General features: G+C 32.2%; 24 protein-coding genes. 8 read left to right on the top strand and 16 right to left on the bottom strand.

Annotation, left to right across the window (positions count from 1 at the left end; all coding sequences use genetic code 11):
- Positions 1 to 162: 162 nt before the first annotated feature.
- The 6 genes from proC (at position 163) to rpe (ending at position 5363) form a co-directional block, all read left to right on the top strand.
- Positions 163 to 969, top strand: a complete 807-nt coding sequence (gene proC, locus ACFSSB_RS13980) for a pyrroline-5-carboxylate reductase (RefSeq protein ID WP_379905313.1) — start codon at positions 163 to 165, stop codon at positions 967 to 969.
- 3 nt (positions 970 to 972) lie between these two features.
- A complete protein-coding gene (gene proB, locus ACFSSB_RS13975) occupies positions 973 to 1749 on the top strand; it encodes a glutamate 5-kinase (protein WP_379905311.1) in 777 nt (258 codons plus the stop codon).
- Positions 1750 to 1758: 9 nt separating this feature from the next.
- Positions 1759 to 2964, top strand: coding sequence for a glutamate-5-semialdehyde dehydrogenase (locus tag ACFSSB_RS13970; protein ID WP_379905697.1), 1206 nt, complete (start codon positions 1759 to 1761; stop codon positions 2962 to 2964).
- A gap of 74 nt (positions 2965 to 3038) precedes the next feature.
- Positions 3039 to 3194: a hypothetical protein gene (locus tag ACFSSB_RS13965; RefSeq protein ID WP_379905309.1), complete on the top strand. Its 156-nt coding sequence runs from the start codon at positions 3039 to 3041 to the stop codon at positions 3192 to 3194.
- A 401-nt stretch (positions 3195 to 3595) separates the two neighbouring features.
- The gene (locus ACFSSB_RS13960) at positions 3596 to 4459 is read left to right on the top strand and encodes a sigma-70 family RNA polymerase sigma factor (protein WP_072349917.1); all 864 of its coding nucleotides are present in this window, start codon (positions 3596 to 3598) and stop codon (positions 4457 to 4459) included.
- Between the two features lie 241 nt (positions 4460 to 4700).
- Positions 4701 to 5363 carry a ribulose-phosphate 3-epimerase gene (rpe, locus tag ACFSSB_RS13955; protein WP_379905307.1) on the top strand — a complete coding sequence of 221 codons (663 nt, stop codon included), beginning with the start codon at positions 4701 to 4703 and terminating at the stop codon, positions 5361 to 5363.
- On the opposite strand, the gene ACFSSB_RS13950 is transcribed toward rpe, so the two are convergent.
- The 15 genes from ACFSSB_RS13950 to mraZ form a co-directional block, all read right to left on the bottom strand.
- Positions 5360 to 6238 (bottom strand): zinc-dependent peptidase, encoded by an 879-nt coding sequence (locus ACFSSB_RS13950; protein WP_379905305.1) that lies wholly within the window; start codon positions 6236 to 6238, stop codon positions 5360 to 5362. The genes rpe and ACFSSB_RS13950 overlap by 4 nt on opposite strands.
- 202 nt (positions 6239 to 6440) lie before the next feature.
- A complete protein-coding gene (locus ACFSSB_RS13945; protein WP_379905303.1) occupies positions 6441 to 6890 on the bottom strand; it encodes a GatB/YqeY domain-containing protein in 450 nt (149 codons plus the stop codon).
- A 134-nt stretch (positions 6891 to 7024) separates the two neighbouring features.
- On the bottom strand, positions 7025 to 9073 hold the full coding sequence (ftsZ, locus tag ACFSSB_RS13940) for a cell division protein FtsZ (RefSeq protein WP_379905301.1): 2049 nt from the start codon (positions 9071 to 9073) through the stop codon (positions 7025 to 7027).
- 31 nt (positions 9074 to 9104) lie between these two features.
- Positions 9105 to 10436 carry a cell division protein FtsA gene (gene ftsA, locus ACFSSB_RS13935; protein WP_379905299.1) on the bottom strand — a complete coding sequence of 444 codons (1332 nt, stop codon included), beginning with the start codon at positions 10434 to 10436 and terminating at the stop codon, positions 9105 to 9107.
- A gap of 3 nt (positions 10437 to 10439) precedes the next feature.
- Positions 10440 to 11132 carry a cell division protein FtsQ/DivIB gene (locus ACFSSB_RS13930; protein ID WP_379905297.1) on the bottom strand — a complete coding sequence of 231 codons (693 nt, stop codon included), beginning with the start codon at positions 11130 to 11132 and terminating at the stop codon, positions 10440 to 10442.
- A gap of 16 nt (positions 11133 to 11148) precedes the next feature.
- On the bottom strand, positions 11149 to 12504 hold the full coding sequence (gene murC / locus ACFSSB_RS13925; protein WP_379905295.1) for a UDP-N-acetylmuramate--L-alanine ligase: 1356 nt from the start codon (positions 12502 to 12504) through the stop codon (positions 11149 to 11151).
- A 46-nt stretch (positions 12505 to 12550) separates the two neighbouring features.
- Positions 12551 to 13657, bottom strand: coding sequence for an undecaprenyldiphospho-muramoylpentapeptide beta-N-acetylglucosaminyltransferase (murG, locus tag ACFSSB_RS13920; RefSeq protein ID WP_379905293.1), 1107 nt, complete (start codon positions 13655 to 13657; stop codon positions 12551 to 12553).
- Between the two features lie 45 nt (positions 13658 to 13702).
- Positions 13703 to 14905, bottom strand: a complete 1203-nt coding sequence (locus ACFSSB_RS13915; RefSeq protein WP_379905291.1) for an FtsW/RodA/SpoVE family cell cycle protein — start codon at positions 14903 to 14905, stop codon at positions 13703 to 13705.
- Between the two features lie 78 nt (positions 14906 to 14983).
- Positions 14984 to 16321, bottom strand: a complete 1338-nt coding sequence (gene murD, locus ACFSSB_RS13910) for a UDP-N-acetylmuramoyl-L-alanine--D-glutamate ligase (RefSeq protein WP_379905289.1) — start codon at positions 16319 to 16321, stop codon at positions 14984 to 14986.
- A 76-nt stretch (positions 16322 to 16397) separates the two neighbouring features.
- The gene (gene mraY / locus ACFSSB_RS13905; RefSeq protein ID WP_379905287.1) at positions 16398 to 17639 is read right to left on the bottom strand and encodes a phospho-N-acetylmuramoyl-pentapeptide-transferase; all 1242 of its coding nucleotides are present in this window, start codon (positions 17637 to 17639) and stop codon (positions 16398 to 16400) included.
- 81 nt (positions 17640 to 17720) lie between these two features.
- On the bottom strand, positions 17721 to 19184 hold the full coding sequence (locus tag ACFSSB_RS13900; protein ID WP_379905285.1) for a UDP-N-acetylmuramoyl-L-alanyl-D-glutamate--2,6-diaminopimelate ligase: 1464 nt from the start codon (positions 19182 to 19184) through the stop codon (positions 17721 to 17723).
- Positions 19181 to 21142, bottom strand: a complete 1962-nt coding sequence (locus tag ACFSSB_RS13895; protein WP_379905695.1) for a penicillin-binding protein — start codon at positions 21140 to 21142, stop codon at positions 19181 to 19183. Before ACFSSB_RS13895 ends, ACFSSB_RS13900 begins: the two co-directional genes overlap by 4 nt.
- A 61-nt stretch (positions 21143 to 21203) precedes the next feature.
- Entirely contained in the window at positions 21204 to 21524 is a 321-nt protein-coding gene (locus ACFSSB_RS13890; protein WP_379905283.1) for an FtsL-like putative cell division protein, read from the bottom strand.
- Positions 21525 to 21667: 143 nt separating this feature from the next.
- Positions 21668 to 22564: a 16S rRNA (cytosine(1402)-N(4))-methyltransferase RsmH gene (gene rsmH, locus ACFSSB_RS13885; protein WP_379905281.1), complete on the bottom strand. Its 897-nt coding sequence runs from the start codon at positions 22562 to 22564 to the stop codon at positions 21668 to 21670.
- Positions 22551 to 23021: a division/cell wall cluster transcriptional repressor MraZ gene (gene mraZ, locus ACFSSB_RS13880; RefSeq protein WP_379905279.1), complete on the bottom strand. Its 471-nt coding sequence runs from the start codon at positions 23019 to 23021 to the stop codon at positions 22551 to 22553. Before mraZ ends, rsmH begins: the two co-directional genes overlap by 14 nt.
- Positions 23022 to 23315: 294 nt before the next feature.
- Here mraZ and ACFSSB_RS13875 point away from each other — a divergent pair, with 294 nt between their 5' ends.
- Together ACFSSB_RS13875 and yihA are read left to right on the top strand one after the other, a co-directional pair.
- Positions 23316 to 24080: an alpha/beta fold hydrolase gene (locus ACFSSB_RS13875; RefSeq protein ID WP_379905693.1), complete on the top strand. Its 765-nt coding sequence runs from the start codon at positions 23316 to 23318 to the stop codon at positions 24078 to 24080.
- 144 nt (positions 24081 to 24224) lie between these two features.
- Complete coding sequence (gene yihA, locus ACFSSB_RS13870; protein WP_379905277.1) at positions 24225 to 24830, top strand: ribosome biogenesis GTP-binding protein YihA/YsxC; 606 nt, start codon at positions 24225 to 24227, stop codon at positions 24828 to 24830.
- Positions 24831 to 24871: 41 nt separating this feature from the next.
- On the opposite strand, the gene ACFSSB_RS13865 is transcribed toward yihA, so the two are convergent.
- On the bottom strand, positions 24872 to 25966 hold the full coding sequence (locus tag ACFSSB_RS13865) for an ABC transporter permease (RefSeq protein ID WP_379905275.1): 1095 nt from the start codon (positions 25964 to 25966) through the stop codon (positions 24872 to 24874).
- Between the last annotated feature and the right edge of the window lie 4 nt (positions 25967 to 25970).

Raw genomic sequence — 25970 nt, 5'->3', positions numbered from 1 at the left:
TTTTCAAATTTCCATTTTCGCATATAATGAGCGCTTTACATATTACATATTAATATTTTATCTAAATATTTTTAAGATTTCATAATTCTTTAAATCCGTAGTTCCTTTTGGCACTTATGTATAGTCCTTGTGGTAATTAAGACCAAACAATATATATAAAACATGAAAGTATTAGTAATTGGAGCTGGAAACATGGGTTTAACGTATTCTGAAGGAATGGCAAAATCGTCATTATTAGGAAACCAAAACCTTATGATATTTGACACAGATCCTGAAAAAATTACAACATTAAGTAAACAACCACAATTTACTGTTTTTGATAACTTAGAAAACTGTTTACCAAAGGCAGACATTATTTTTATAGCTGTAAAACCATACCACAGTGAAGAACTATTTAAAAACATAAGATCTCTTATTAACGAGCAACAATTATTTGTATCGTTAATGGCTGGTGTTACTATTCAAACTATAGCAGAACAGCTTGGAGCAAAAAAAATAGTAAGAGCCATGCCTAATTTACCTGCTAAGGTTGGTAAAGGAGTTACCTCTTACACAGAATCTTCAGATGTTTCAAATGTAGAACTTATTATGGTTAGAAACCTATTAAGCACCACAGGAACCTCTATATATGTAAAAACCGAAAAATTTATTGATGCCTCTACTGGTATTTCTGGAAGCGGACCAGCGTACGTATTTTACTTTATGCAATCTATGATGGATGCTGCTTTAAAAATGGGCTTTTCAGATTACGATTCTAAAACACTAGTAAGTAGCACTTTTGAAGGAGCTATAGAACTTTTTAATCAAAATAACATTTCACCAAAATCATGGATTGACAAAGTAGCATCTAAAGGAGGAACAACACAAGCTGCTATAGATTCTATGGATGATAATAATGTAAAACAACTTATTCAAGATGCTGCTTATGCTGCATTTGATAGAGCTGTAGAATTAGGAGAAGAAAAATAATTTATGAAGAACGATATTAAACGAATTGTAGTAAAAGTTGGTACTAATGTACTTACCAATAAAGATAATAGAATTTTAGGACCAGTTTTACGTGAATTGGTTAGACAAATAGCAGAATTATATGAACGTGATATACAGGTTGTTTTAGTATCTTCTGGTGCTGCTATTGCAGGAAAAGAGGTGCTTGGCGAAACAGACATTAAAGACATGGCTATTAGAAGACAGGTTTATTCCTCTGTAGGACAACCACGAATGATGCGTCATTATTATAGTATATTTTATGATTACGGAATGCGTTGTGGTCAAGTGCTAGCAACAAAAAGAGATTTTGACGAAGGGAAACATCGTGAAAATATGATTAATTGTTATGAAGGTCTACTCTCTGAAGGCGTAGTACCTATTGCTAATGAAGATGATGCTGTATCTCTTACCATGTCTATGTTTTCAGATAATGATGAGTTGGCCAGTTTGGTTGCTAAATTATTAGATGCCGACCGATTAATAATACTATCTGATACAGATGGTTTATATACTGGTCACCCAGACGACAAAAATTCTAAAAAGCTTAAAGAGGTAACCGTAGACCAAAACGTAGAGCAATACGTGCAGGCTTCTAACAAAAAAGAAGGCGAAGGTCGTGGTGGCATGGCTTCTAAGCTAAAAATTGCCAAAGGCGCAGCAAAAAGAGATATTCCAACATACATTGCCAATGGTAAACGCAGAAATGTTATTGTTGATATTATTGACAATAAAGAAGTTGGAACAAAATTTATTCACTAAAAAATTATGATGAAATTATTAAATACAAAAACAAAAAACAACGTACTTCTATCTATGATGAAAATCATTAATAGAGAACGAGATAATATAATAGCAGCTAATAAAAAAGACCTTGATGCTTTTAGTAAAAACGACCAGGCTTTATATGATAGACTTATAGTAGATGAAGCTAAAATTAATGGCATGATAAACGCCATTGAAGAAGTTAAAAACCAAGAAGATCCTGTAGCACAAATTATTTCAAGCACCACACTAGATAGTGGTTTAAAAATTGAAAACAAAAGCGCTCCTTTTGGTACCATTATGATTATTTATGAATCTAGACCAGATGTAACTATTGAAGCTGCTGTATTAGCTTTTAAAGCCAACAATAAAATTTTATTAAAAGGTGGTAAAGAGGCAATAAACAGTAATCTTATTCTTGAAAAATGTTGGCACGAAGCATTAACAGAAAACAACCTATCTAAAGAGTGGATTAAACTATTGCATTTACAACGTGAAGAAACGCAAGAATTTTTAAAAAACCCACCAGAAAAAATAGATTTAATAGTACCTAGAGGTGGTGAGCGTTTAATTAAGTTTGTTAAAGACCATTCTTCTTGTGCTGTACTTATTAGCGGAAGAGGTAATAACTTTTTATATGTTGCTAAAACTGCCGATTGGTTAAAAACAGTAAAAGTAATTATTAATGCTAAAACCGATAAAATTTCTGGTTGTAACGCCTTAGATAAAGTATTAATAGATAAGGCTATTCCTGATTACGAAAAGAAGGTTAAAGAACTGCAAACCATTTTAAAAAAGTTAGAAGTAGATTTAGTTGTAGACGAAAAAATAAGCAACATTCTTCCTGATGAAAATAAAATAGACGCTCAAGATATTTGGTATGAAGAATTTCTAGCCATGAAACTTTTAATTGCTGAAGTTGCCAATGAAGATATTGCCATTGATATGATTAACAATTATTCTGGAGGGCATTCGGCAGCTATATTAACAGAAGATGCTAAGCAAGCAGAAAAATTTATGCAACAAGTAGATAGTGCTGCTGTATACCACAATGCTTCTACTAGATTTACAGATGGAGGACAAATGGGTGTTGGTGCAGAATTAGCTATTAGTACAGATAAATTACACCATCGTGGACCACTTGGTTTAAAACAATTGGTTACTAATAAATATTATATATTTGGTGATGGACATATTAGAACCAATATATAATACAGAAAACATATTATTAGTTGCTCTATAGCCGCTATTCATTGGCGAAACGCACTCAAAACGAATAAAAAAATATGGATAAAACAAAAATAATTGCTTTAGGCTTAGTCATAATTGGAATTATTATTCAATATACTTTAAAAAGCGAATATGATTTAATCTCTGGGCTATTAATTGGTTGTGGAGTTGGACTTTCACTTAAAAAATGGAAAAGTAAAACAACATCCTAATTAAATTCAGAATTTGAAAAAATTACAGAATTACTCACTTCATCAAAATTAAAAGGTTTAAAGGATAAAACGCTAACTGAGTTTACTCGAATTCTGAAAACAAAAAGAATTTACAACTGTATTTAAACCTACTGAAAAAACAACGAATTGCCAACTAAGTAAGCGCGTTAAGGATGGAACGGCATGTTTGAGCTCCTCAAAGAGAGCGAGTAGTGACAGCCTGACTTTTTGCTAACTTTAAATACTTACAAACAACTTTATTTTAGATTTCACCTTAGTAAATAGGCGCAAAAAGTAACGCCCAAAAAAATAAAGTAAAGTTTTTTGTAACATTTTCTTCTCTTTCTGCGTATAACTAAATAGAACGTTTTATTCACACAAATTTTACACGAGAACATTAGATGAGACAACTTAAAATTACCAAGCAGGTTACCAATAGAGAAACCGCTTCATTAGACAAATATTTACAAGAAATTGGTAAAGTTGACTTAATTACAGCAGACGAGGAAGTAGAATTAGCACAACGTATTAAAGCAGGTGATCAGGTTGCTTTAGAGAAGTTGACAAAGGCTAATTTACGTTTCGTTGTATCTGTAGCTAAGCAATACCAAAACCAAGGTTTAACACTACCAGATTTAATTAATGAAGGAAATTTAGGGCTTATTAAAGCAGCGCAACGTTTTGATGAAACTCGTGGTTTTAAATTTATATCTTATGCTGTTTGGTGGATTAGACAATCTATTTTACAAGCATTAGCAGAACAATCTAGAATTGTACGTTTACCTTTAAATAAAATTGGTTCTATTAATAAAATTAATAAAACGTTTGCCTTTTTAGAACAAGCACATGAAAGACCACCAAGTGCAGAAGAAATTGCAAAAGAATTAGACATGACTATTAACGATGTTAAGGAGTCTATGAAAAATTCTGGTCGTCACGTAAGTATGGATGCTCCTTTAGTAGAAGGTGAAGATTCTAACTTATATGATGTATTAAACTCTGGTGAGTCACCAAATCCTGATAAAGATTTATTACATGAGTCTTTACGTACAGAGATTGAACGTGCTCTTGAAACATTAACTCCTCGTGAAGCTGACGTTATTAGATTATACTTTGGTTTAGGAAACCAACACCCAATGACCTTAGAAGAAATTGGTGAAACGTTTGATTTAACTCGTGAGCGTGTAAGACAAATTAAAGAAAAAGCTATACGTAGATTAAAACATACGTCTAGAAGTAAAATATTAAAAACGTATTTAGGATAGTAGTTTTTACTAATTACACCTAAATTATAGTAACAAACAGTTTATACTTAAGAGATTGAGTATTTCATAACTGTTCGTTTTTTGATTGATGAAAGAACCCAGAGCTGATTACTCTGGGTTCATTCATTTTTAGCCATTTCTTAAATTATTTTGCTTACAAAAGCGGCTTTTCTTGTACCAAAAAGGTATACACTTAAAAAAGACTTTTCTATATTTGCGCAAACACAACACAAACTAAAAAATGACTACAAAATTAATTGCTCCTTCAATGCTTTCCGCAGACTTTGGCAACTTACAACGTGATACAGAAATGGTTAATAATAGTGATGCCGATTGGTTTCATATTGACGTAATGGATGGTCATTTTGTACCAAACATTTCTTACGGAATGCCAGTAATTGCTGCTATTAAAAAGCACGCAACCAAACCATTAGATGTACATTTAATGATTGAAAAACCAGAGCGTTATATTGAAGAATTTGCAAAAGTTGGCGCAGATATTATTACTGTACACCATGAATCTACAGTACATTTACACAGAACGCTTACACAAATTGAAGATGCTGGCTGTAAAGCTGGTGTGGTTTTAAACTTAACAACTCCTGTTTCTGTTCTAGAAGATATTTTACCAAAATGTTATATGGTATTATTAATGTCTATTAATCCTGGTTTTGGTGGTCAGAAATTTGAAGAAATGACCTACGCTAGAGTTAAGAAACTTAGAAAAATGATTGACGAGCAAGGTTTAGATACTAGAATTGAAATTGATGGTGGTGTAACCGATAAAAACATAGAAAAACTAGTAGAAGCTGGTGCTGATGTTTTTGTTGCTGGAAGTCACGTTTTTAAGAGTGAAAACCCAACTGCTACTATTGCTAATTTAAAGAAACTTTCTAATTCTTAATAGCCTATAAAATTAAAGTTAAGCATTTGCTTTACATGTTTATATACATTAGGAAAGTGAATTTTAAACTCGTTAGGAGTTTCAATAAAATTCTCGATGATTACTGCCGTAAATTCAAAATCGTTTTTAAAAGCATAGCTTCTAAAATAAGTTGAGTTTTCCATCTGTAATTTAAGGTTTGCTTTAGACTGTATATAAGCATGTAATGCATCTAAGCTACTAGTAAATATATGAGCGCTAATATCATTATTACGCTTAGAATGTAAGTAGCTTAAATGTAATGCATGTACAAATTCATGAATACCAAGATTTAAGTTGTCGTCTTGAATTTTATGTCCATGTACAAAATCTTCCCAAGACAATATTATTGCTCTATATCCTGGATTAAAATGCCCTTTATGGTAGTTTTTATCTAGCTTAGAATAAAACACAGTAGGATATATTAATATTTTATCTACCAAGTTAATAGCATAATCACGATACCCAAAAGTAAGCATGATTGCTGTTGCTGCTACTAAGGTTTTCTTTTCATCATCTATTTTAATATTTTCTTTTCCTACAAAATCTACATGAGAAATAAATGTATATACACGATGCCTAAAATACTTTTGCTGTTTAACATCTAGACGTTTATAAAAACTAAAATCGTTTTCTAAAATTCTTTTTTGATTTGCATTCAGCTCTTTAGGAAACAAATACAAATGCCTAAACAATGGTTTTTTAGCTATAAAATCTACATAAAAGCCTTCAACAAATTTAAAAAGGCCAATTCCTGCAATTATTAAAAAGCCTATAACAATTAAAACAACAAAAATAACACTTGAAGATTCATTATTTTTTGAAGCAGATTGAAATAGAAAAAGTAGGTTTATCATTTGTAAATAGTAGGCTAAATAATTTGTATAAAATTATTATTGCCAATTTACATGTATTGCTTTTATCTTACAAGGAAAATGTATCATGGAAAAGAAAAAAGAGGAATTAAGTCTGTATAGGACTAAAAACAAAAAAGTTTTTTAACAAAACCAAACCTGTTGATTTCACTAAAAAACTTTTATGCTTACCTTGTATAAAGTACTAAGCTAATTTAGCTTTTACAATGGTAGAGATTGTTTTACCATCTGCTTGTCCTGCAAGTTTTTGGTTTACTATTCCCATTACTTTACCCATATCTTTCATACCTTCTGCACCAACAGCTGCAATAGTTTCTACAACTACTTTTTCAATTTCTGCTTCGCTTAATTGTGCTGGTAAGAATTGGCTAATAACTTCTGCTTGTGCTAATTCTGGCTCTGCTAAATCTGTTCTATTTTGTTCGGTAAAAATAGCTGCACTATCCTTACGTTGCTTTACTAATTTAGATAAGATTTTTATTTCTTGCTCTTCTGTTATTTCCTCTTTAGAACCTGTTTGTGTTTGTGCTAAAAGTATTTCAGATTTTACTGCTCTTAATGCAGATAATGCTGTTTGGTCTTTAGATTTCATTGCAGCTTTCATAGCTGTCATTATATCTTTTTGTAAGCTCATAACCTATTTTAAATTTTGAAGTACAAAGGTATAAAAAAGTGAGCATTTGCAAGTAGGAAGCTACAGTATTAAACTAAAAAACCCGAAAAATATTTTGAAGTATTTTTCGGGTTAGTTGCTATTAATCAAATTACTTAATCTACATTATCATGTAAGAATGAATTGTTACTACGGAATAACATATCATCATTATCATCAATACTTAAACTAGTTTTAGACATACTTGTTTTTTGTGATGAGTGTTGTACATCTTGCAGATCTACACCTTGACGTTTATATGCTGGTACTTTTTCTATATCATCAATTTTAGCATTATTGAATTTATAGTTAAAATCCTTCATTTTACGTCTACGTTCTTCTGCTCTATCTTTTAGTAGGTCTGAAATTGGACTATTCATTGGGTCAATTTCTTCTACTTCTTCTTTAACTTCAACCTTTGCTACTTCTTTCTTTTCAAAAACAACTTCTTGGTCTAGTTCTTTATCTACTACCTCTACTTTTGGCTCTTTTTGCTTAGGCTCATCAGTAGATTCAAAATCTAAATAATCATCTAAAGCGTAACGTATTTCGCCATCTTTATTTGTTTCTGTAACAGATACAAGCTCTACATAATCATTAACAGGAATTTCTTTAATTTCTTGGGCATCTAAAGTATGAACCACTTTTTTCTCTTCCTCGATTACTTCTTCTTTAGTATCTTCAACTTCTGGCACAGCAGGCTTTACAGGCTCGCTTAAAGGCATATCAAAAGTTAGCGTTATTTGTTTCTCTTCTTCAAAATCTGAAATAGGTTCAGCTTCTGGTGTTGCATTTGTTATTACAAAATCATCTTCTTGTAAGGTATCTTCAAAAGTTACTTCTTTTAAAGGGTTTTCTGTAATAGTAGTATCTTCTGTAGTTTTAGGTGCAACAACTTCGTCATATACTACATGCATATTTTTAATAGTATCTGTAGTAGGTACTAAATCTACAGGTTTTGATACTTCCTTTTTAGGAGTTTCAAAAGCATCTTCTAATTCATTTAAATCTAAAGTGTGTTTTACAACTACTGGTTCTACCTTTTTCTCTAACTCAATATTAGGTTTTAGTATTGCAGGATTGTTTCCTTTTTTAGAGGTGTCTGTATCTAAGTTTTTTTCTTCTTCTAGTGTATGAATTACTTTTTTAGTTTCGGTATTCGAAATTTCATCTTGTTGTTCAATATCAAAACCTGTAGCTATAATGGTTACAGCAATAGACTCATCTAGAGACTCATCTTCACCAACACCCATAATAATATTTGCACCATGACCAGCTTCGTTTTGAATATGATCATTAATTTCACCTATTTCATCAATAGTAATTTCTTGAGCTCCAGAAACGATTAGCAACAATACGTTTTTAGCTCCAATAATTTTATTATCATTTAGTAAAGGCGAATCTAATGCTTTACGTATTGCTTCATGAGCACGATTTTGACCAGAAGAACTAGCAGAACCCATAATAGCTGTTCCGCTATTACTTAAAACAGTTTTAGCATCACGTAAATCAATATTTTGTGTATAGTGGTGTGTAATAACTTCTGCTATACCACGAGCAGCAGTAGATAGCACTTCGTCTGCTTTAGAGAATCCTGCTTTAAACCCTAGATTACCATATACATCACGAAGTTTATTATTGTTTATTACAATTAAGGAATCTACTACGTTTCTTAATTTTTCAATACCTTCTTGTGCTTGCTCATTACGCATTTTTCCTTCAAACTGAAAAGGCATAGTAACAATACCTACTGTTAAAATGTCTAAATCTTTAGCCATTTTAGCAATAATAGGTGCTGCTCCAGTACCAGTTCCTCCTCCCATTCCTGCTGTAATGAAAATCATTTTGGTATTGGTATCTAACATACGTTGTAGATCTTCAAAACTCTCAATAGCAGATTGCTCTCCTACATCTGGATTTGCTCCTGCACCTAACCCTTCTGTAAGGTTAAGACCTAGTTGAATTTTGTTGGGTACACCGCTGTTTTGAAGTGCTTGCGCATCTGTATTACAGATTACGAAGTCTACCCCTTTAATGCCTTGTTGAAACATGTGGTTGATAGCGTTGCTACCTCCACCACCTACTCCAATAACTTTAATTACATTTGATTGATTTTTTGGTAAATCAAATGATATGTTGGTTTCGAATTCTTTGTTGCTGCTCATGAATTTCGGTTTTATTTTCTTACTTATTACTTTACTCTGCGTTATCTAAAAAATCTTTTAAGCGTTCACTTAATTTATCTAAAAAGGAACGTCTTTCTTTTACTGGTTGTGGTTGCTCTATAGCTTCTGTTTCTTCTTCTGTATTTTCATTTTCTTCATCTATAGTTTCAATTTCTTCTGCAATAGTTTCTGCTTTTTTTCTTTCATTTCTTTTTAATCCATCCATAACCAATCCTACAGCTGTAGCAAATAACGGACTTGTAATCTCATCATCACTATTACCTGCAAGGTGCTCATTAGGATATCCTATTCTGGTATCCATTCCTGTTATAAACTCTACCAATTGCTTTAAATGTTTTAATTGTGCGCCACCACCTGTTAAAACAATTCCTGCAATAAGTTTCTTTTTTTGTTCTTCGTGACCATAATTTTTAATCTCTACATATACCTGCTCAATGATTTCTACCACTCTTGCATGTATTATTTTAGAGAGATTTTTTAAGGTAATCTCTTTGGGTTCTCTACCTCTTAAACCTGGAATAGAAACAATTTCATTGTCTTTATTTTCTCCTGGCCATGCAGACCCAAATTTTATTTTTAAAAGTTCTGCTTGCTTTTCTATAATAGAGCAACCTTCTTTTATGTCTTCTGTAATTACATTACCTCCAAAAGGAATTACAGCAGTATGACGAATAATACCATCTCTAAAAATGGCTAAATCTGTTGTACCACCTCCTATATCTATAAGCGCTACTCCTGCTTCTTTTTCTTCTTGACTTAATACAGCGTTAGAAGATGCTAAAGGCTCTAGAGTAACACCCTCTAATTGTAGTCCTGCACTTTGTATACATCTACCTACATTTCTAATAGAAGATACTTGACCAACTACAACATGAAAATTAGCTTCTAATCTTCCGCCATACATACCTACAGGTTCTTTAATTTCGGCTTGACCATCTACTTTATATTCTTGCGGTAGTACATGTATAATTTCTTCACCAGGAAGCATTACTAACTTATGCACTTGATTAATTAGTCTATCTATATCTTCTTCATCTATAACCTGGTCTGAGTTTGCTCTTGTTATATAATCACTATGTTGCAAGCTTCTTATATGTTGTCCTGCAATACCAACGGTTACACCTTCTATTTTTGCAGCTGCAGCAGTTTCTGCTTCTTGTACTGCCAACTGAATAGACTGAATAGTTTGCGTAATATTATTTACTACACCACGATGTACACCAAGGCTTTTAGATTTACCTATACCTAAAATTTCTACCTTTCCATATTCGTTTTTACGACCAATCATAGCCACAATTTTTGTGGTTCCAATGTCAAGTCCTACTGCTATATTATTTTCCATAGTTTACGTTTTGGTGCACACTACTTGGTTATCAAACTGTAAATTAACTTTACTGTAATTATTAAGTGTTTTTTCTTTTAATGCCTTTTGATAAAATGCCTTTAAGTTATTTATCTTTTTATCTAATTGATTTAATTTTCCTAAATGAACCACAAAGGTAGACTGTCTTAACTTTAAATAGATACTATTATCGCGATTTTGATGAATTTCTATCACATATTTATTTAAAAAAGGGTCTTCATTTATTTTTTCAGCAATTTTAAACACATTTTCTAGCGATTCTTTTTTTACAAAACCGGTTACCAATGGTACTCTTGCTGCATGATTTTTAGACAATGGCATATATTTGCCTTGATCATCTATATAATAGGATGAATTAGCACTTACTCTTGCTATAGGTGTTTTCTGCGTCACTTCAGCTTTAAGCTCTCCACTTACAGAAAGGTACACTTGTGCAGACTTTATCATTGGATTAGAGTTTAGGGCTGCCTCTAACTTGTTCAAATCTAAAATTTCTTTAGACGCATTTGAAACTGCTACTTGATTTTGTATTAACAACTTACTAACATTAGCCTGTGTTATAAACAGGTTATTATCGCCTAAAAATTGCACTTGAGGTTGCGATACTTTTCTTACCTTATTTTTTGTTGTAGAAAAAGCATACAGAAACCCTACTAATACTAGTAGTACACCCATTTTTATGTAGTTCCAATTAACTCGCAACGCTTAATCCTTTTTTTATTTGTTCTACTTCTGCTCCTATATCTCCTGCACCTATAGTTAAAATTACTTGTGCTTTACTTTCCTTTATTTTTGTAACCAACTCCTTTTTAACTACAAGCTGCTTATTTTTATTTTGTATTTTTTGCAGTAACCAGCTAGAAGTAACACCTTCCATTGGCAATTCTCTTGCTGGATAAATATCTAGCAACATCACTTCATCAAACTGCGATAAGCTTGTAGCAAATTCATCTACAAAGTCTTTTGTTCTAGAAAACAAATGCGGTTGAAATACAGCCAACACTTTTTTGTTTGGATACATTTCACGAACAGCTTGATGCACTGCATTTATTTCTTCTGGATGATGTGCATAATCATCTATATAAACCAATTCTTCGGTTTTAATTTGATAAGTAAACCTACGTCTTACGCCTTTGTAAGATGCTAATGCTTTGGCGAGCTGCTGGTGAGGGCAACCATATTCTGCAGCCATCGCCAAGGCTATTAATGCATTCGACAAATTGTGTCTACCTGGTAGGTTAAATTGAACATCTTTTAGTGTTGCATTTGGCATTTTTACATCAAACACATAAACACCATTTTGTATTTTTATATTTTGTACAGAATAGTCAGCATCATCTTCAATTCCGTAAGTAATTCCTTGTAAAGGCAAACCATTTTTAACAAACAGTTTTCCGTTAGGTTTTATTTTTTCTGAAAAATCTTGGAAGGATTTAATCAATTCTGAAGCATCACCATAAATATCTAAGTGATCAGCATCCATAGAAGTTATACATGCTAAATCTGGTGATAGCGTTAAGAATGATCTATCAAACTCATCGGCTTCTACTACAGAAACTTTATTTCCGTTTAGTATTAAATTAGAATTATAGTTTTCACTTATTCCTCCTAAAAAAGCAGTCAACTCCACATTACATTGATACATTAAATGCCCTAAAATACTTGTTGTGGTTGTTTTACCATGCGTACCTGCAACTGCTAAACAAAAGGTATTTTGGGTAATTAATCCTAAAATTTCTGATCGTTTTAAAACAGTAAAGTTTTTATTGTTTTTAAAATACGTAAGCTCTTTATGGTTTTTAGGAACCGCTGGAGTATACACCACCAAAGTGGTATCATAATTTAAGAAAGCTTCATCTACTTGCGCAATAGAGTCTTCAAAATGAATTTTAATACCTAAATCTACCAAACTATCTGTAACCGCAGTTTGGGTTTTATCATAACCAGCCACATTTTTATTACTAGCTTTAAAGTAACGTGCAAGCGCACTCATGCCAATGCCTCCAATGCCAATAAAATAAATGTTATGTATGTTGTTTAAATTCATTTTTATTACTCCTTTACAAGTAGGAATCTATGTTTAATTATATATTTTATTTTTTTAATAGTTTTTCCACTTCATTTACTATTTCTTTTGTGGCATGCACCAATGCTAGTTTCTTAATATTGTCTCCTAATTCTTGTTGTTTTTCTGGTGAAGCCATTAGCTGCGTAAACTTATTTTCAAAATCTACAACCAGATCACTTTCCTTAATTAACATAGCAGCATTTTCATTAACAATAGCCATAGCATTTTTTGTTTGATGGTCTTCTGCTACATTTGGTGACGGAATAAAAATAACAGGCTTACCAACTATACAAAGCTCACTTACAGAACTTGCTCCTGCACGTGAAATAATGATATCTGCTGCTGCATAGGCTAGATCCATATTATTTATAAACTCATGAAGTTGCACATGCTTTTCATTGCCATCAATTTTATACGTTTTATAGTATAATTTTCCGCATTGCCAAATCACCTGAATGTTTAACGTATTAAAATAATCTAGTTCTTCTTTTATTAACTGATTAATACGTCTTGCACCTAAACTACCTCCAATAACTAGAAGTGTTTTTTTGCCTTCTTTTAAATTAAAGTACTTTTTTGCTTCAGCTACTTTAGAATCTATATCTAGTAAATCTTGACGAACAGGATTTCCTGTTTTAATTAATTTTTCTTTTGGAAAAAAACGATCTAAACCATCATAAGCAACACAAATTTTCTGTACTTTTTTTGCTAACAATTTATTGGTAATACCAGGAAAAGAATTTTGCTCTTGTATTAAAGCAGGAACTCCTTTAGAAGTTGCTACTTGCAATAGTGGTCCGCTTGCAAAACCTCCTGTACCTATAGCTACATCTGGTTTAAATTGCTTTACAATTTTTCTAGCATGATACAAACTACTTAAAAGCTTAAACGGAAACATTAGGTTTTTTAATGTTAACTTACGCTGTATACCAGAAATCCAAAGTCCTTTTATAGCATAACCTGCTTGAGGCACTTTTTCCATTTCCATTCTATCTTTTGCACCAACAAACAAAATTTCAGCATCGGGAAAACGAGACTTTAATTCATTTGCAATAGCAATTGCAGGATAAATATGTCCTCCTGTTCCTCCTCCTGAAAGGATAATTTTATATGTTTTTTTCTCTGTACTCACTTTTATTTTCTACAGCACTTTAACAAGTGATGTGTAACATTTAATTTATATAGTTTCCGAAAGTATTTCTAACGGATTATCTTCTTTACTTTCTTGGGTCTTTTTATTTATATCTTCTTCTCTTTTTGCGCTTACACTTAACACAATACCAATAGCTAAACAGGTCATCCAGATAGATGTTCCTCCACTACTAACTAGTGGTAAGGTTTGCCCTGTTACAGGAAACAGCTCTACAGCTACAGCCATGTTAATTAATGCTTGAAAAACAATTGGCAAACCAACACCAAGCACCAGCAGCTTACCAAAAACGGTATCTGATTTTTGCGCTACAATTAAAATTCTAAAAAGTAGCCACATATATAATATCATAAGTAGCAAACCTCCCATTAAGCCATATTCTTCTACAATAATTGCAAAAATAAAATCGGATGAGGATTGTGGCAAAAAGTTTTTCTGAATACTTTTTCCTGGACCTACTCCTTGAATACCCCCTGAAGCAATTGCTATTTTAGCTTTTTCAATTTGGTAATCTGCCTCAGTATCTTCGCCATTAGAGAAACTTTCTATTCTACTCATCCAAGTATCAATTCTATTTGGCATAGCATCTGGAAATGCTTTTGCTATCAAAACAAAGAGCATTAAAGCAAAAATTCCGGAACCAATAATAACAGCCAAATAGCGCAACGGATAACCACCTAAAAACACCAATATAATAGTCATAACAAAAATAATGGCTGCTGTTGAAAAGTTTGCAGGCAGAATAAGTATTAACACTAAAAACACTGGTACCCAAAGCGGCAAAATAGTTTCGACAAAAGTAATTTTTTTATCATGTATTTTAGACATATATCTAGCCACATATACCATGAGCACAACAGCTGCAAGCGTAGATGTTTGAAAAGACATATTAACTATCGGGATTTGAATCCACCTACTAGCATTAGCGCCTTCAATAGTGGTTCCTTGTAGCATGGTTACAACCAATAAAACCAGTACTACAGGAATCATAATCATAGACAAACCTCTAAAATATCTGTACGGAATTTTATGCACTCCATACATGATTACAAATCCTAAAAACAAATGCATAAAATGCTTTATAAAAAACGAAAAGGTATTTCCTGTACCACCAACATAAGCCAAGTTGCTTGCTGCGCTATATACAGGTAAGAATGAAAAAATAGCCAATAGCGCTGCTAATGCCCAAATTAACCTATCTCCTTTTATGTTTTTAAATAACTCTTGCATTTTTTACTCCTACGTAATCAGGAATCACATTTTAATTAATTACTCTTTTTTTAACGCGTTTTCTTCGTTGTAATTTTTTTATAGATTTCTTACAGCTTCTTTAAACTGTCTTCCTCTGTCTTCATAATTTTCAAACAAATCAAAACTTGCACAAGCAGGTGACAACAACACGTTATCTCCATTTTCTGCAATTTTATAAGCCATTTTTATAGCTTCGGTCATAAATTGTGTTTCTGCAATAACATCTACCATACCACCAAAAGTGCTCATTAGTTTTTCGTTATCAACACCAAGACAAATAATTGCTTTTACTTTTTCGTTTACAAACGGAAAAAGCTCTTCGTAATTATTTCCTTTATCTACACCTCCAACAATCCAAATTGTTGGCGCGTCCATACTTTCTAAGGCGTAATAAGTTGCATTTACATTAGTTGCTTTAGAGTCGTTGATATATTGCACTTTGTTAATTTTTAACACGTGCTCTAAACGATGCTCTACACCTTGAAAGTTTTGTAAACTTTCGCGAATAGTTTGTTTTCTTATTTTTAATAAATGCGCTACAGTAGATGCTGCCATTGCATTTTTTAAATTGTGTTTACCTTCTAACGCTAGTTTGTTTGTTGGCATAATTATTTGGTTGTTATCTATTGTTATTATAATGTTCTCTTGCTTTAAATACGCACCATTTTCAATAACTTTCACTAGTGAAAATGGTAATAATGTAGATTGTACTGGATGTGTTTTTAACCAATTTGTAATTACTTCATCATCTGCATCATAGATTAAATAATCTTCTGCTGTTTGATTTTTAGCAATACTAAATTTAGAAGCGATATAGTTTTCAAACTGATAATTATATCTATCTAAATGATCTGGTGTAATGTTAGTTATTACAGCTATTTGTGGTTTAAAATCTACAATACCATCTAACTGAAAACTACTTATTTCTAAAACATAGTTTTTATAATCTTCTTCTAAAACTTGTTTTGCAAAACTGTCTCCAATATTACCAGCTAAACCAACGTTTAACTCTTGTTTTAAAATATGATCTGTTAGTGTAGCTGTGGTAGTTTTACCATTACTTCCTGTAATACCAACTATGGTTGCTTTGGTATATTTTGAAGCAAATTCAATTTCTGAAATAACAGGAATCTCTTTATTAATTAGTTGCTGTACTAAAGCCACTTTTTCTGGAATTCCTGGGCTTTTCATTACTACATAAGCATTTAGAATTTTAGATTCTGTATGCTTTTGCTCTTCCCATTCAATCTCATTATGTATAAGAACTTTTTTATATTTTTCTTTTATTATTCCTTTATCTGAAACAAAAACCTCATATCCTTTTGCCTTTGCTAAAAGCGCAGTTCCTACTCCGCTTTCTCCTCCTCCCAATATGACTAATCGTTTCTTTTTCATTTCTTTTCTATCATCCCTGCAAAAGCAGGAATCTGATTTTTATTGTGGATTCCTACAAAAGCAGGAATGACAAAACTTATCTAATTTTCAAGGTTACTATTGAAAGTATTGCTAATAAGATTCCTACAATCCAGAATCTGGTTACAATTTTACTTTCGTGATATCCTGATTTTTGATAGTGATGATGCAAAGGAGACATTTTAAAAATGCGTCGTCCTTCGCCATATTTTTTCTTGGTATACTTAAACCAACTTACTTGCATTACTACAGATAAATTTTCTGCTAAAAAGATTCCGCATAAAACAGGAATTAACCATTCTTTTCTCACTGCTATTGCTATTACTGCAATAATTCCGCCTATGGTTAAACTTCCTGTATCTCCCATAAAAACTTGAGCTGGATAGGTATTGTACCATAAAAAACCAATAAGTGCACCTACAAAAGCTGCTATATAAATGGTAATTTCTTCTATTCTTGGTATATACATGATGTTTAAATAATCTGAAAACACAATGTGCCCAGAAACGAAGGCAAAAATACCTAGCGTTAACACAATAATGGCCGAAGTTCCTGCTGCAAGTCCGTCAATTCCATCGGTAAGATTTGCTCCATTAGAAACTGCAGTAATAATAAATATAGAAGCAAGAATAAAAATGATCCAAGCATATTTTGCCCAAGCTGGATTTACCCATGTAATTAAATCTGCATAGTCAAACTCATTTCCTTTTACAAAAGGAATAGTCGTTTTGGTTGACTGCTCTTCTGCTGCAAAAAACTTACTAGGTAAAGCATTCGGGTTTTCAGCTAAAATTTCTTGTTGCTGTGCTACTGGAAGTTTTTCTTTGATAGTAACATTAGGATTAAAGTATAATGTAGCACCTACAATAATACCTAAACCTACTTGTCCTAATATTTTAAACCTTCCTTTTAAACCTTCTTTATCGTTTTTAAATTTTTTAATATAATCATCTATAAAACCAATAGCTCCCATCCATAGAGTAGTTACTATTAACAAAATAATGTATGTGTTTTCAAGTTTTGCTAGTAATAACACAGGAATTAAGGTAGCAAGAATGATAATGATTCCTCCCATTGTTGGTGTACCAGATTTTTCTGCCTGACCTTCTAAACCTAAATCTCTAATGGTTTCTCCTACTTGTTGTTTTTGTAAAAAACGAATAATACGTTTACCAAATATTGTAGAAAACAACAACGAAATTATAATAGCAACTGCCGCTCTAAAGGTGATAAACCCAAAGAGTGATGCACCTGGAAATTGGTATTGTTTTTCTAAATATTCAAATAAGTAATACAGCATATATTTTAATTTTCAAATTTCAAAAAGTTGCCTTTGCAGCTTGTTTTATAACCTTGAAATTCTTTCTTTTTATTATTGTTTTTATTTCTGCAATTGCTTTAAAAGTTCTTGCACTGTTTTATAATCATCAAAATCATGGCGTTTACCATTAATTTCTTGATAGGTTTCGTGTCCTTTTCCTGCTATTAATATGATATCATTAGCATTTGCCAGTTGACACGCCGTTTTAATAGCTTGTTTTCTATCTACAATAGAGAGCACTTTTTTATAGTTTAAAGGATCTACTCCGCTTTCAATTTCTTCAATAATTGTTTCTGGCACTTCACCTCTAGGATTATCACTAGTAAAAATCACTTTAGTACTTAAAGCAGAAGCAATATTTCCCATTTTTGGTCTTTTGGTTTTATCTCTATCACCACCACAACCAACAACAGTTATTAACTCTTCGTTTTTAGTACGTATACTATTTATGGTTTCTAATACATTTTGCAAAGCGTCTGGTGTGTGCGCGTAATCTACAATTGCAGTAATTTTTTGATCTGAAATTAAATACTGAAAACGACCACTAACACTTTCTAACTCACTCACCAACCTTAGTATTTCTACTTTTTCAAGACCTAACAATTCAGCAGTAGCATAAATTGCCAGTACATTATAAGCGTTAAATTTTCCGATAAGTTTTGTCCAAACTTCTGCATCTTCTACCTTAAGCAACAAACCACTTAGTTGATTTTCTAAAATCTGAGCTTTGTAATCTGCATAGCTTTTTAAGGCATAGGTATATTTTCTTGCTTTTGTATTTTGAAGCATTACCATACCATTTTTATCATCTGCATTAACTAGTGCAAAAGCTTCAGCCGGAAGACCATCAAAAAACGCTTTTTTAACATCGCGATATTCTGCAAATGACTTATGATAATCTAAGTGATCATGCGATAGGTTGGTAAAAATTCCGCCTTCAAAATAAAGTGCTTCTGTTCTATTTTGATGAATACCATGCGAGCTTACTTCCATAAAACAAAACTCTACACCTTCTTCATTCATTTCTTTTAAATAACGATTAATGGTTAAAGAATCTGGCGTAGTATGTGTAGCTTTATACTCTTTAACATCTACAATTATTTTAACTGTAGAAAGCAAACCTACTTTATAACCTGCATTTTTAAATAACTGATATAAAAGACTTGCTATAGTGGTTTTACCATTAGTTCCTGTAACACCAACAAGTTTTAGATTTTTTGAAGGAGAACCATAATAATTAGAAGCCATAATAGCCAATGCTTTTGTAGCATTTTCTACTTCTACATAAGTAACTTTAGGATTTAAATTATGTGGTAAATTTTCACATACCACAACCATTGCACCTTGTTGAATCGCTTTTTTTATATAATCATGACCATCTACAACAGCTCCTTTTATAGCAACAAAAACATCATTAATAGCAATTTTACGTGAATCGAAATCAATATTTCGAATATACACGTTAGTGCTACCAACAACTGCATTGATATTCACCTTATATAATATGTCTTTAAAATTTGTCACGATGCTTCTAAAACTATTGTTTGTTTATTTTTAAGTTTTGTGTTTTTATCTACCGATTGTTTTTTAACAGTACCAGAGCCAGAAATTTTCACCTGCACATCTACATCCATATTTTCTAATAAAGAAATAGCATCCATTGCAGGTAAACCAATTACACTTGGCATTATTGTTTTATAAGTTTGCGCTGTATTATAATAGTTTTCAAATTCTTTTTCTACAGCTGCATTTTGTACTTCTAAAGACTCTACCTCATCTACAATTGGCGTGTCTGTAAATATTTTTTGAGCAATACGTTTAAAAACAGGACCTGTAACATCTGCACCATAATACCCAACTTTTGTACTTGGCTTATGTATTACTACAATACAAGAATATTTAGGTTTTTCTGCTGGAAAATATCCTGCAAAAGACGAAATGTATTTTGGGTTTTTATTCCACGCTTCGTTATCTGCATAATCTGTTCTAGCGGTTCCTGTTTTTCCTGCCATAGAAAAAGTTTTTGAATACAACTTTTTACCTGTACCTCTTACTACTATATTTTTAAGAATGTCTTTTATTTTAAAAAGTGTTTCATCAGAACAAATTTTATCTACAATCACTTCTTTTTCAAACGTCTCTACCTCTCTATCAAACTCCTTAACTGCTTTTAAAAATCTTGGCTTAATTAGCTCTCCATTATTAGCTATAGCATTGTAAAACGCTAATGTTTGCAAAGGTGTTAATTGCATATTATAGCCATACGCCATAGATGGTAATGCATTTCTACTCCAAATTTTATCACCAGGTTTTGGAATCACAGGATTACCTTCACCTATAATAGAAACACCTAACGGTTGATCTAATTTCCATTTTCTTAATGTTTTAAGAAATTTTTCTGGTTTTTTAGAATAATGATCATCTATTATAGTTGCCAAACCTATATTAGAAGAAACCTCTAAAGCTCTTGCTGCCGAAACCTTACCAAATCCACCACGATGCGAATCACTAATTGTTCTTCCGTAAAAACGCTTTCTTCCTTTTCCTGTATCTACAACAGTAGAGGTATCAATCACCTTATCTTCTAAAGCAGCCATTAAAGCCATTACCTTAAATGTAGAACCAGGCTCATGCGACTCACCAACAGCATAGTTTAACTTTTCGTAATAACCACCTTTACTAGTTCTACCCAGATTAGAGATTGCTCTAATTTCACCAGTTTCCACTTCCATCACTACTACACAACCATGTTCTGCCTCATAATGCTCTAATTGTTTTAAAAGTGCATGATGTGCTATATCTTGAATATTTACATCAATTGTTGTGTATACATCATACCCATCTTTAGCTTCTACTTGATCATAATCTACAATAGGTTTCCATTGGCCTTTTCCTATTTTTTGCTTTAAACGCAAACCATCGGTTCCGCGTAAATACTTAACACCAAAAGCACCATCAATTCCTGGTCTTGTAACATTACCTTGGCCATCTGTACGCTCATAACCAATAGTACGCTCTGCAATTCCACCCATTGGATGCTCACGTTTTGTAGTTTGCTCTACAATTAAACCTCCTTTAAAAGCACCAAGCTTTAACATTGGAAAATTGCGAAACTTAATATAATCTGAATACCCAATATTTCTAGCCAGCAGATAATATCTATTTCTATTCGCTCTTGCCTTACGCAATTCTTTTTGGTAATACGAAGCAGGTTTTCCTGAGTATTTAGAAAGCGCTTCACTTAAAGGCTTTAAATTTTCTTCGAAGGTTTTTGCTGAAGGCGTAACCGCATCAATTCTAATATCATATTTAGGAATAGAGGTTGCTAACAAATTACCATTAACAGAATACACATTTCCTCTATTGGCAGGAATTGGCACTTCTTTAATAGTTCTGCTATGCGCTATTTTCTTGTATTTATCACCTTGCACAAATTGAATGCTCAAAAGTTTAAACACCACTGCTAGAGCAAAGATGAACATACATCCTGCTATAAAATACAATCGGTTTAATATGTTCTTTTCGCTTGTTGACAAAGTTGAACTATTCTTTTTGTGATTTAACTTTTATTTTTTTTGGCGGAACCTCTGAAATAGCGATTCCTTTTTCTGCCATTTTATTTTCTAAAAAAGACTCTTTTTTTAGCTTCATTAATCTTCCTCTACCATCTATCATAGCCGAACGAAGCTCTTTAACTTGGTTATTTAATTTTGCAATTTCATGCACTTTTTTATCTGCACTATGCGAACTCGCAATCATTACCAATGCCAAACCAGAAAGAAAAAAAATCATTTTCCAGCTCTTAAAGGCATCATCACTTACTAGAAACCTTCCTTTTAATATGCTATAAATACTTTTTTTCATCTTTAGTTTCTGCTAAAGCAGAAATCTCTTTTATTTTTTACTTTTTAAAACGCGCCAAATTCAACCCTCTTCACCATGACCTATATATTACATTGAAAACCTAAAAACATTTCCTAGTAATAAGGAAGAAGAAATGTTGCGCTCTATATTTTTTTAGCTATACGAAGCTTAGCACTTCTTGCTCTATTATTTAATTTTATTTCTTCTCTGGTAGGCACAATCAAACCACCTACTTTTTTAAGAGGCACTTCAAAATTGCCAAACATATCGCGTTCTGGCTCTCCTTCAAACAAACCATTTCTTATAAAACGCTTCACCAACCTATCTTCTAAAGAATGATAGGATATAAAACTCAATCTTCCATCAGGCTTTAAAACTTCTGGTGTTTGCAACAAAAACTCTTTTAAAGCTTCTATTTCTTGATTTACCTCAATACGAATAGCTTGATAAATTTGCGCTAATACTTTATTTTCTTTTTTATGTTGCAAAAAGCGTTTCAACACCTTTTTTAATTGATCACTAGTTTTTATTGGCTCATCTTTTCTTTGCTCAACAATCTCTCTAGCCATTGCTGGAGCCTGCCTTAATTCGCCATATTGTAAAAGCACTTGCTTTATCTGCTCTTCATCATACTCATTCACCACATGATATGCAGAAATTTCACTTTGCTGATTCATACGCATATCTAAATCTGCTTCAAATCTGGTTGAAAAACCACGCTCTGCAACATCAAACTGATGCGATGAAACACCAAAATCTGCCAAAATACCATCTACTTGCTTTACGCCATAAAACCTTAAAAAACGTTTTATATATCTAAAGTTTTCATGTATTAACGTAAACCTTTCATCATCTATAGCATTTTCAAGAGCATCAGGATCTTGATCAAACGCATACAATCTTCCGTTAGCACCAAGTCTTTTTAATATCTCTCTACTATGTCCTCCACCACCAAAAGTGACATCTACATAAATGCCATCTTCAACAATATTTAAACCATCAACGGTTTCTTTTAATAAAACTGGGTTATGATATTCCATGCTCATCTTCGTCTTGTCCCATTACTTCTTCTGCTAAATCTGCAAAATCTACAGCAGCATCATCAATAGCTTGTTCATATTTATTTTTATCCCAAATTTCAACAATGTTAATTGCTGAAGAAACTACAATTTCTTTTGAAATATCTGCAAAAACCACAAGATCCTTAGGTATTAACAATCTTCCAGTTGCATCTACTTCAATCATTTTTACACCTGCAGTAAAACGACGAATAAAATCGTTGTTTTTTTTCTTAAATCGATTTAAAGTATTCATCTTAGCCATTAAAGCCTGCCACTCATGCATAGGATACAATTCTAAGCAAGGTTGAAAAACTGCTCTTTTAAGCACAAACCCATCTTGTAACACAGGAGACAACTGCTTTTTTAGCGCAGCAGGAAGCATGAGTCTTCCTTTTGCATCTACCTTGCATTCGTATGTTCCTATTAATGAGTTCAATGTATCTTTTTTATGTAAAAACGATTAAGATTCAAATATATTGAAAATTCTACCACTTTTTACCACTATTTACCACATTGTTAATAAATTTTCGACTAAATGATATTTTATTTCGATTACAAAATCTCTAAAAACGCGCTAAACACTACAAACCAACCGTTTAAAACGCTTATAAAATGATTTTTCAAGATTGTTAACATCTCATTAAAGAAAGTCGCATAGTGTTTTTATTTAAATAGTTATAATTTGAAGGATTTACCTATATTTGTTTTTAATAGAAATGACTATTTATACATGACGCATCGCTTAAAAAAAGAAAATGACTACAACTACATTGAGGTTGGAGAAGGCAAGCCAATTATTGTACTTCACGGTCTTATGGGAGGACTAAGTAATTTTGATGCTGTTACGAAACATTTTAGCAAAAAAGGATATAAAGTTATTATTCCTGTGCTACCTATTTACAGCATGTCTTTACTAAAAACCAATGTTAAGTCTTTTGCCAACTACCTTCATAAATTCATTGAATTTAAAGGCTTAGATGATGTTATTTTACTAGGTAACTCATTAGGAGGACACATTGGCTTATACCATACCAAATTGTACCCTGAAAAAGTTAAAGCTCTAGTAATAACAGGAAGCTCTGGCTTATATGAAAGTGCAATGGGAGGAGGCTACACCAAACGTAGTGACTATGAGGTAATAAAAAAGAAAGCACAAGATGTTTTTTATGATCCAGCTGTTGCTACTAAAGAAATTGTAGATGAAGTTTATGAAACCGTAAACAACAGAAACAAACTTATTAAAACATTAGCAATTGCTAAAAGTGCTATTAGACACAATATGGCTAATGATTTACCGCAAATGCAAGTACCTACCTGTATTATTTGGGGAAAAAACGATACAGTAACACCACCAGAAGTAGCAGTTGAGTTTAACGAATTGTTACCAGATTCTGAATTATTTTGGATTGACAAATGTGGTCATGCTGCAATGATGGAACATCCTGAAGTTTTTAACCAGATACTTGACAAATGGTTAGAAAGTAGAAATTTATAAAAAAACTCAAAGCTAACAATACACACAGCAAAAACGAATAACGCTTTTAAAGCTAGTATTTTGTAACTTACGCGTATGTATTTACCTTTGATTTTTTTAGTATTAATTTAATGAGATTTTCCTTTTTACGGAAACACAATAGCAATGAAAATAAAATCTGCAGAATTTGTAATGAGCAACTCTAATGTTGCTAAATGTCCGAAAAACAACATTCCGGAATATGCTTTTATTGGTAGAAGTAACGTAGGTAAATCATCACTTATAAACATGCTTACCAGCAGAAAGAGCCTTGCTAAAACTTCTGGTAGACCTGGAAAAACACAACTTATAAACCATTTTTTAATTAATAAAGAATGGTATTTGGTTGATTTACCTGGTTATGGTTATGCTCGTGTTTCTAAATCTGCAAAAAAGACTTTTCAGAAATTTATTACCCAATATTTTGCCTCTAGAGAACAACTAGTTACTGGTTTTGTTTTGGTAGACATAAGACATAAACCACAACCTATAGATTTAGAGTTTATGCAATGGTTGGGAGAAAATGGTATTCCGTTTTCTATTATATTCACTAAAGCAGATAAACTGAAGCCTAAGGCTATTGAAAACCATGTAGAAGACTACAAAAAAATTCTTTTAGAAACTTGGGAAGAGGTACCTAACTACTTTATCACTTCTTCTTCTAAAGACATTGGAAAAGAAGACGTATTAGAGTACATAGACTCTTTAAATGCTAATATGGAGCTAGAGTAAAAACCACTCTAATTATTACAATACCTTAAAAACAATATACTTTAACTCTTTACATCTAAGGCGTCACGCAGCGCGTTACCTATTAACATAAAAGCCATTACTAAAATCATTATACATAGACCAGGAATTAAGGCTAAGTAAGGTTTTCCTAAAATGATGTAATTATAATGATCTTTTATCATTGCTCCCCAACTCGCCATTGGAGGTTGCGCACCAATACCTAAAAAACTCAAACCGCTTTCTATTAAAATAGCAGCCGCAAAATTGGCTGCAGATATTACAATTACTGGAGCCATTATATTAGGTAAAATATGTTTGGTAATGATTCTAAAATCTGTAAAACCTAAGGCTTTTGCAGCAGTAACATATTGCATTTCTTTTGCACTAATAATTTGTCCTCTTACTACTCTTGCTACTTCTACCCACATAGTTAAACCAACAGCTATAAAAACTTGCCAAAACCCTTTACCTAAAGCTAAGGTAATTGCAATTACGAGTAATAATGTTGGTATAGACCATGTAACATTAATAATCCACATAATAAAAGCATCTACTTTACCACCAAAATATCCTGCTAGGCTTCCCATAAAAACACCTATAAGTAAAGAAATAAAAACAGCCACAAAACCTATAAAAAAGGATATTCTTGCTCCTACCAATATTCTACTTAAAAGATCTCTTCCGTATTTATCTGTTCCGAAGAGGAAGGTTTTAGTACTTATTAATGTGTTTAATTTTTCTTCTGATACGTTAGTAAGATCTATAGTTTTTTGCACACCTTGCAATCCATCTGAAGCATATTCGGTATAGGTTAAACTTTCACCTTGCTTGGAATAACTAGAGATAGGAATTTCGGTATCTGTATTTTTTCTTCCAAAGAAAAGAGCTTCTAAAAAATTTTGCTCATTTTTTATGGTAGAAGGAATACTAAGCATTTGCACTTTAAAGCCAGGTTGTTTAGAGTGAATAGACAAGTGCATCTGGTTTGCATACTGCGAATTATCTGGCGCAATTGCATAAGCAAATACAGAAATTAAGCCTATAGCTACAATAAGCCAAAAACTAAAAACGCCCCAAAAATTGTTTTTAAATTTCTGGAGCGCTAATGCACTTAATGAGTTGGTATTACTACTCATAAAA

Source organism: Lacinutrix gracilariae (assembly GCF_042684485.1).
GTDB lineage: Bacteria > Bacteroidota > Bacteroidia > Flavobacteriales > Flavobacteriaceae > Oceanihabitans > Oceanihabitans gracilariae.
This window is presented reverse-complemented; position numbering and strand designations above follow the sequence as displayed.

What these genes read in the sequence shown, in the direction of transcription:
- murD (WP_379905289.1), bottom strand. Translation starts at nt 16,321, where the DNA reads ATGAAAAAGAAACGATTAGTCATATTGGGAGGAGGAGAAAGCGGAGTA.
- ACFSSB_RS13875 (WP_379905693.1), top strand. Translation starts at nt 23,316, where the DNA reads ATGACGCATCGCTTAAAAAAAGAAAATGACTACAACTACATTGAGGTT.
- ACFSSB_RS13930 (WP_379905297.1), bottom strand. Translation starts at nt 11,132, where the DNA reads ATGGGTGTACTACTAGTATTAGTAGGGTTTCTGTATGCTTTTTCTACA.
- rsmH (WP_379905281.1), bottom strand. Translation starts at nt 22,564, where the DNA reads ATGGAATATCATAACCCAGTTTTATTAAAAGAAACCGTTGATGGTTTA.
- mraY (WP_379905287.1), bottom strand. Translation starts at nt 17,639, where the DNA reads ATGCTGTATTACTTATTTGAATATTTAGAAAAACAATACCAATTTCCA.
- proC (WP_379905313.1), top strand. Translation starts at nt 163, where the DNA reads ATGAAAGTATTAGTAATTGGAGCTGGAAACATGGGTTTAACGTATTCT.
- ftsZ (WP_379905301.1), bottom strand. Translation starts at nt 9,073, where the DNA reads ATGAGCAGCAACAAAGAATTCGAAACCAACATATCATTTGATTTACCA.
- ACFSSB_RS13945 (WP_379905303.1), bottom strand. Translation starts at nt 6,890, where the DNA reads ATGAGCTTACAAAAAGATATAATGACAGCTATGAAAGCTGCAATGAAA.
- murC (WP_379905295.1), bottom strand. Translation starts at nt 12,504, where the DNA reads ATGAATTTAAACAACATACATAACATTTATTTTATTGGCATTGGAGGC.
- ACFSSB_RS13950 (WP_379905305.1), bottom strand. Translation starts at nt 6,238, where the DNA reads ATGATAAACCTACTTTTTCTATTTCAATCTGCTTCAAAAAATAATGAA.
- ACFSSB_RS13895 (WP_379905695.1), bottom strand. Translation starts at nt 21,142, where the DNA reads ATGTTCATCTTTGCTCTAGCAGTGGTGTTTAAACTTTTGAGCATTCAA.
- ACFSSB_RS13960 (WP_072349917.1), top strand. Translation starts at nt 3,596, where the DNA reads ATGAGACAACTTAAAATTACCAAGCAGGTTACCAATAGAGAAACCGCT.
- ACFSSB_RS13965 (WP_379905309.1), top strand. Translation starts at nt 3,039, where the DNA reads ATGGATAAAACAAAAATAATTGCTTTAGGCTTAGTCATAATTGGAATT.
- ACFSSB_RS13970 (WP_379905697.1), top strand. Translation starts at nt 1,759, where the DNA reads ATGAAATTATTAAATACAAAAACAAAAAACAACGTACTTCTATCTATG.
- ftsA (WP_379905299.1), bottom strand. Translation starts at nt 10,436, where the DNA reads ATGGAAAATAATATAGCAGTAGGACTTGACATTGGAACCACAAAAATT.
- ACFSSB_RS13865 (WP_379905275.1), bottom strand. Translation starts at nt 25,966, where the DNA reads ATGAGTAGTAATACCAACTCATTAAGTGCATTAGCGCTCCAGAAATTT.
- ACFSSB_RS13890 (WP_379905283.1), bottom strand. Translation starts at nt 21,524, where the DNA reads ATGAAAAAAAGTATTTATAGCATATTAAAAGGAAGGTTTCTAGTAAGT.
- ACFSSB_RS13915 (WP_379905291.1), bottom strand. Translation starts at nt 14,905, where the DNA reads ATGCAAGAGTTATTTAAAAACATAAAAGGAGATAGGTTAATTTGGGCA.
- rpe (WP_379905307.1), top strand. Translation starts at nt 4,701, where the DNA reads ATGACTACAAAATTAATTGCTCCTTCAATGCTTTCCGCAGACTTTGGC.
- proB (WP_379905311.1), top strand. Translation starts at nt 973, where the DNA reads ATGAAGAACGATATTAAACGAATTGTAGTAAAAGTTGGTACTAATGTA.
- yihA (WP_379905277.1), top strand. Translation starts at nt 24,225, where the DNA reads ATGAAAATAAAATCTGCAGAATTTGTAATGAGCAACTCTAATGTTGCT.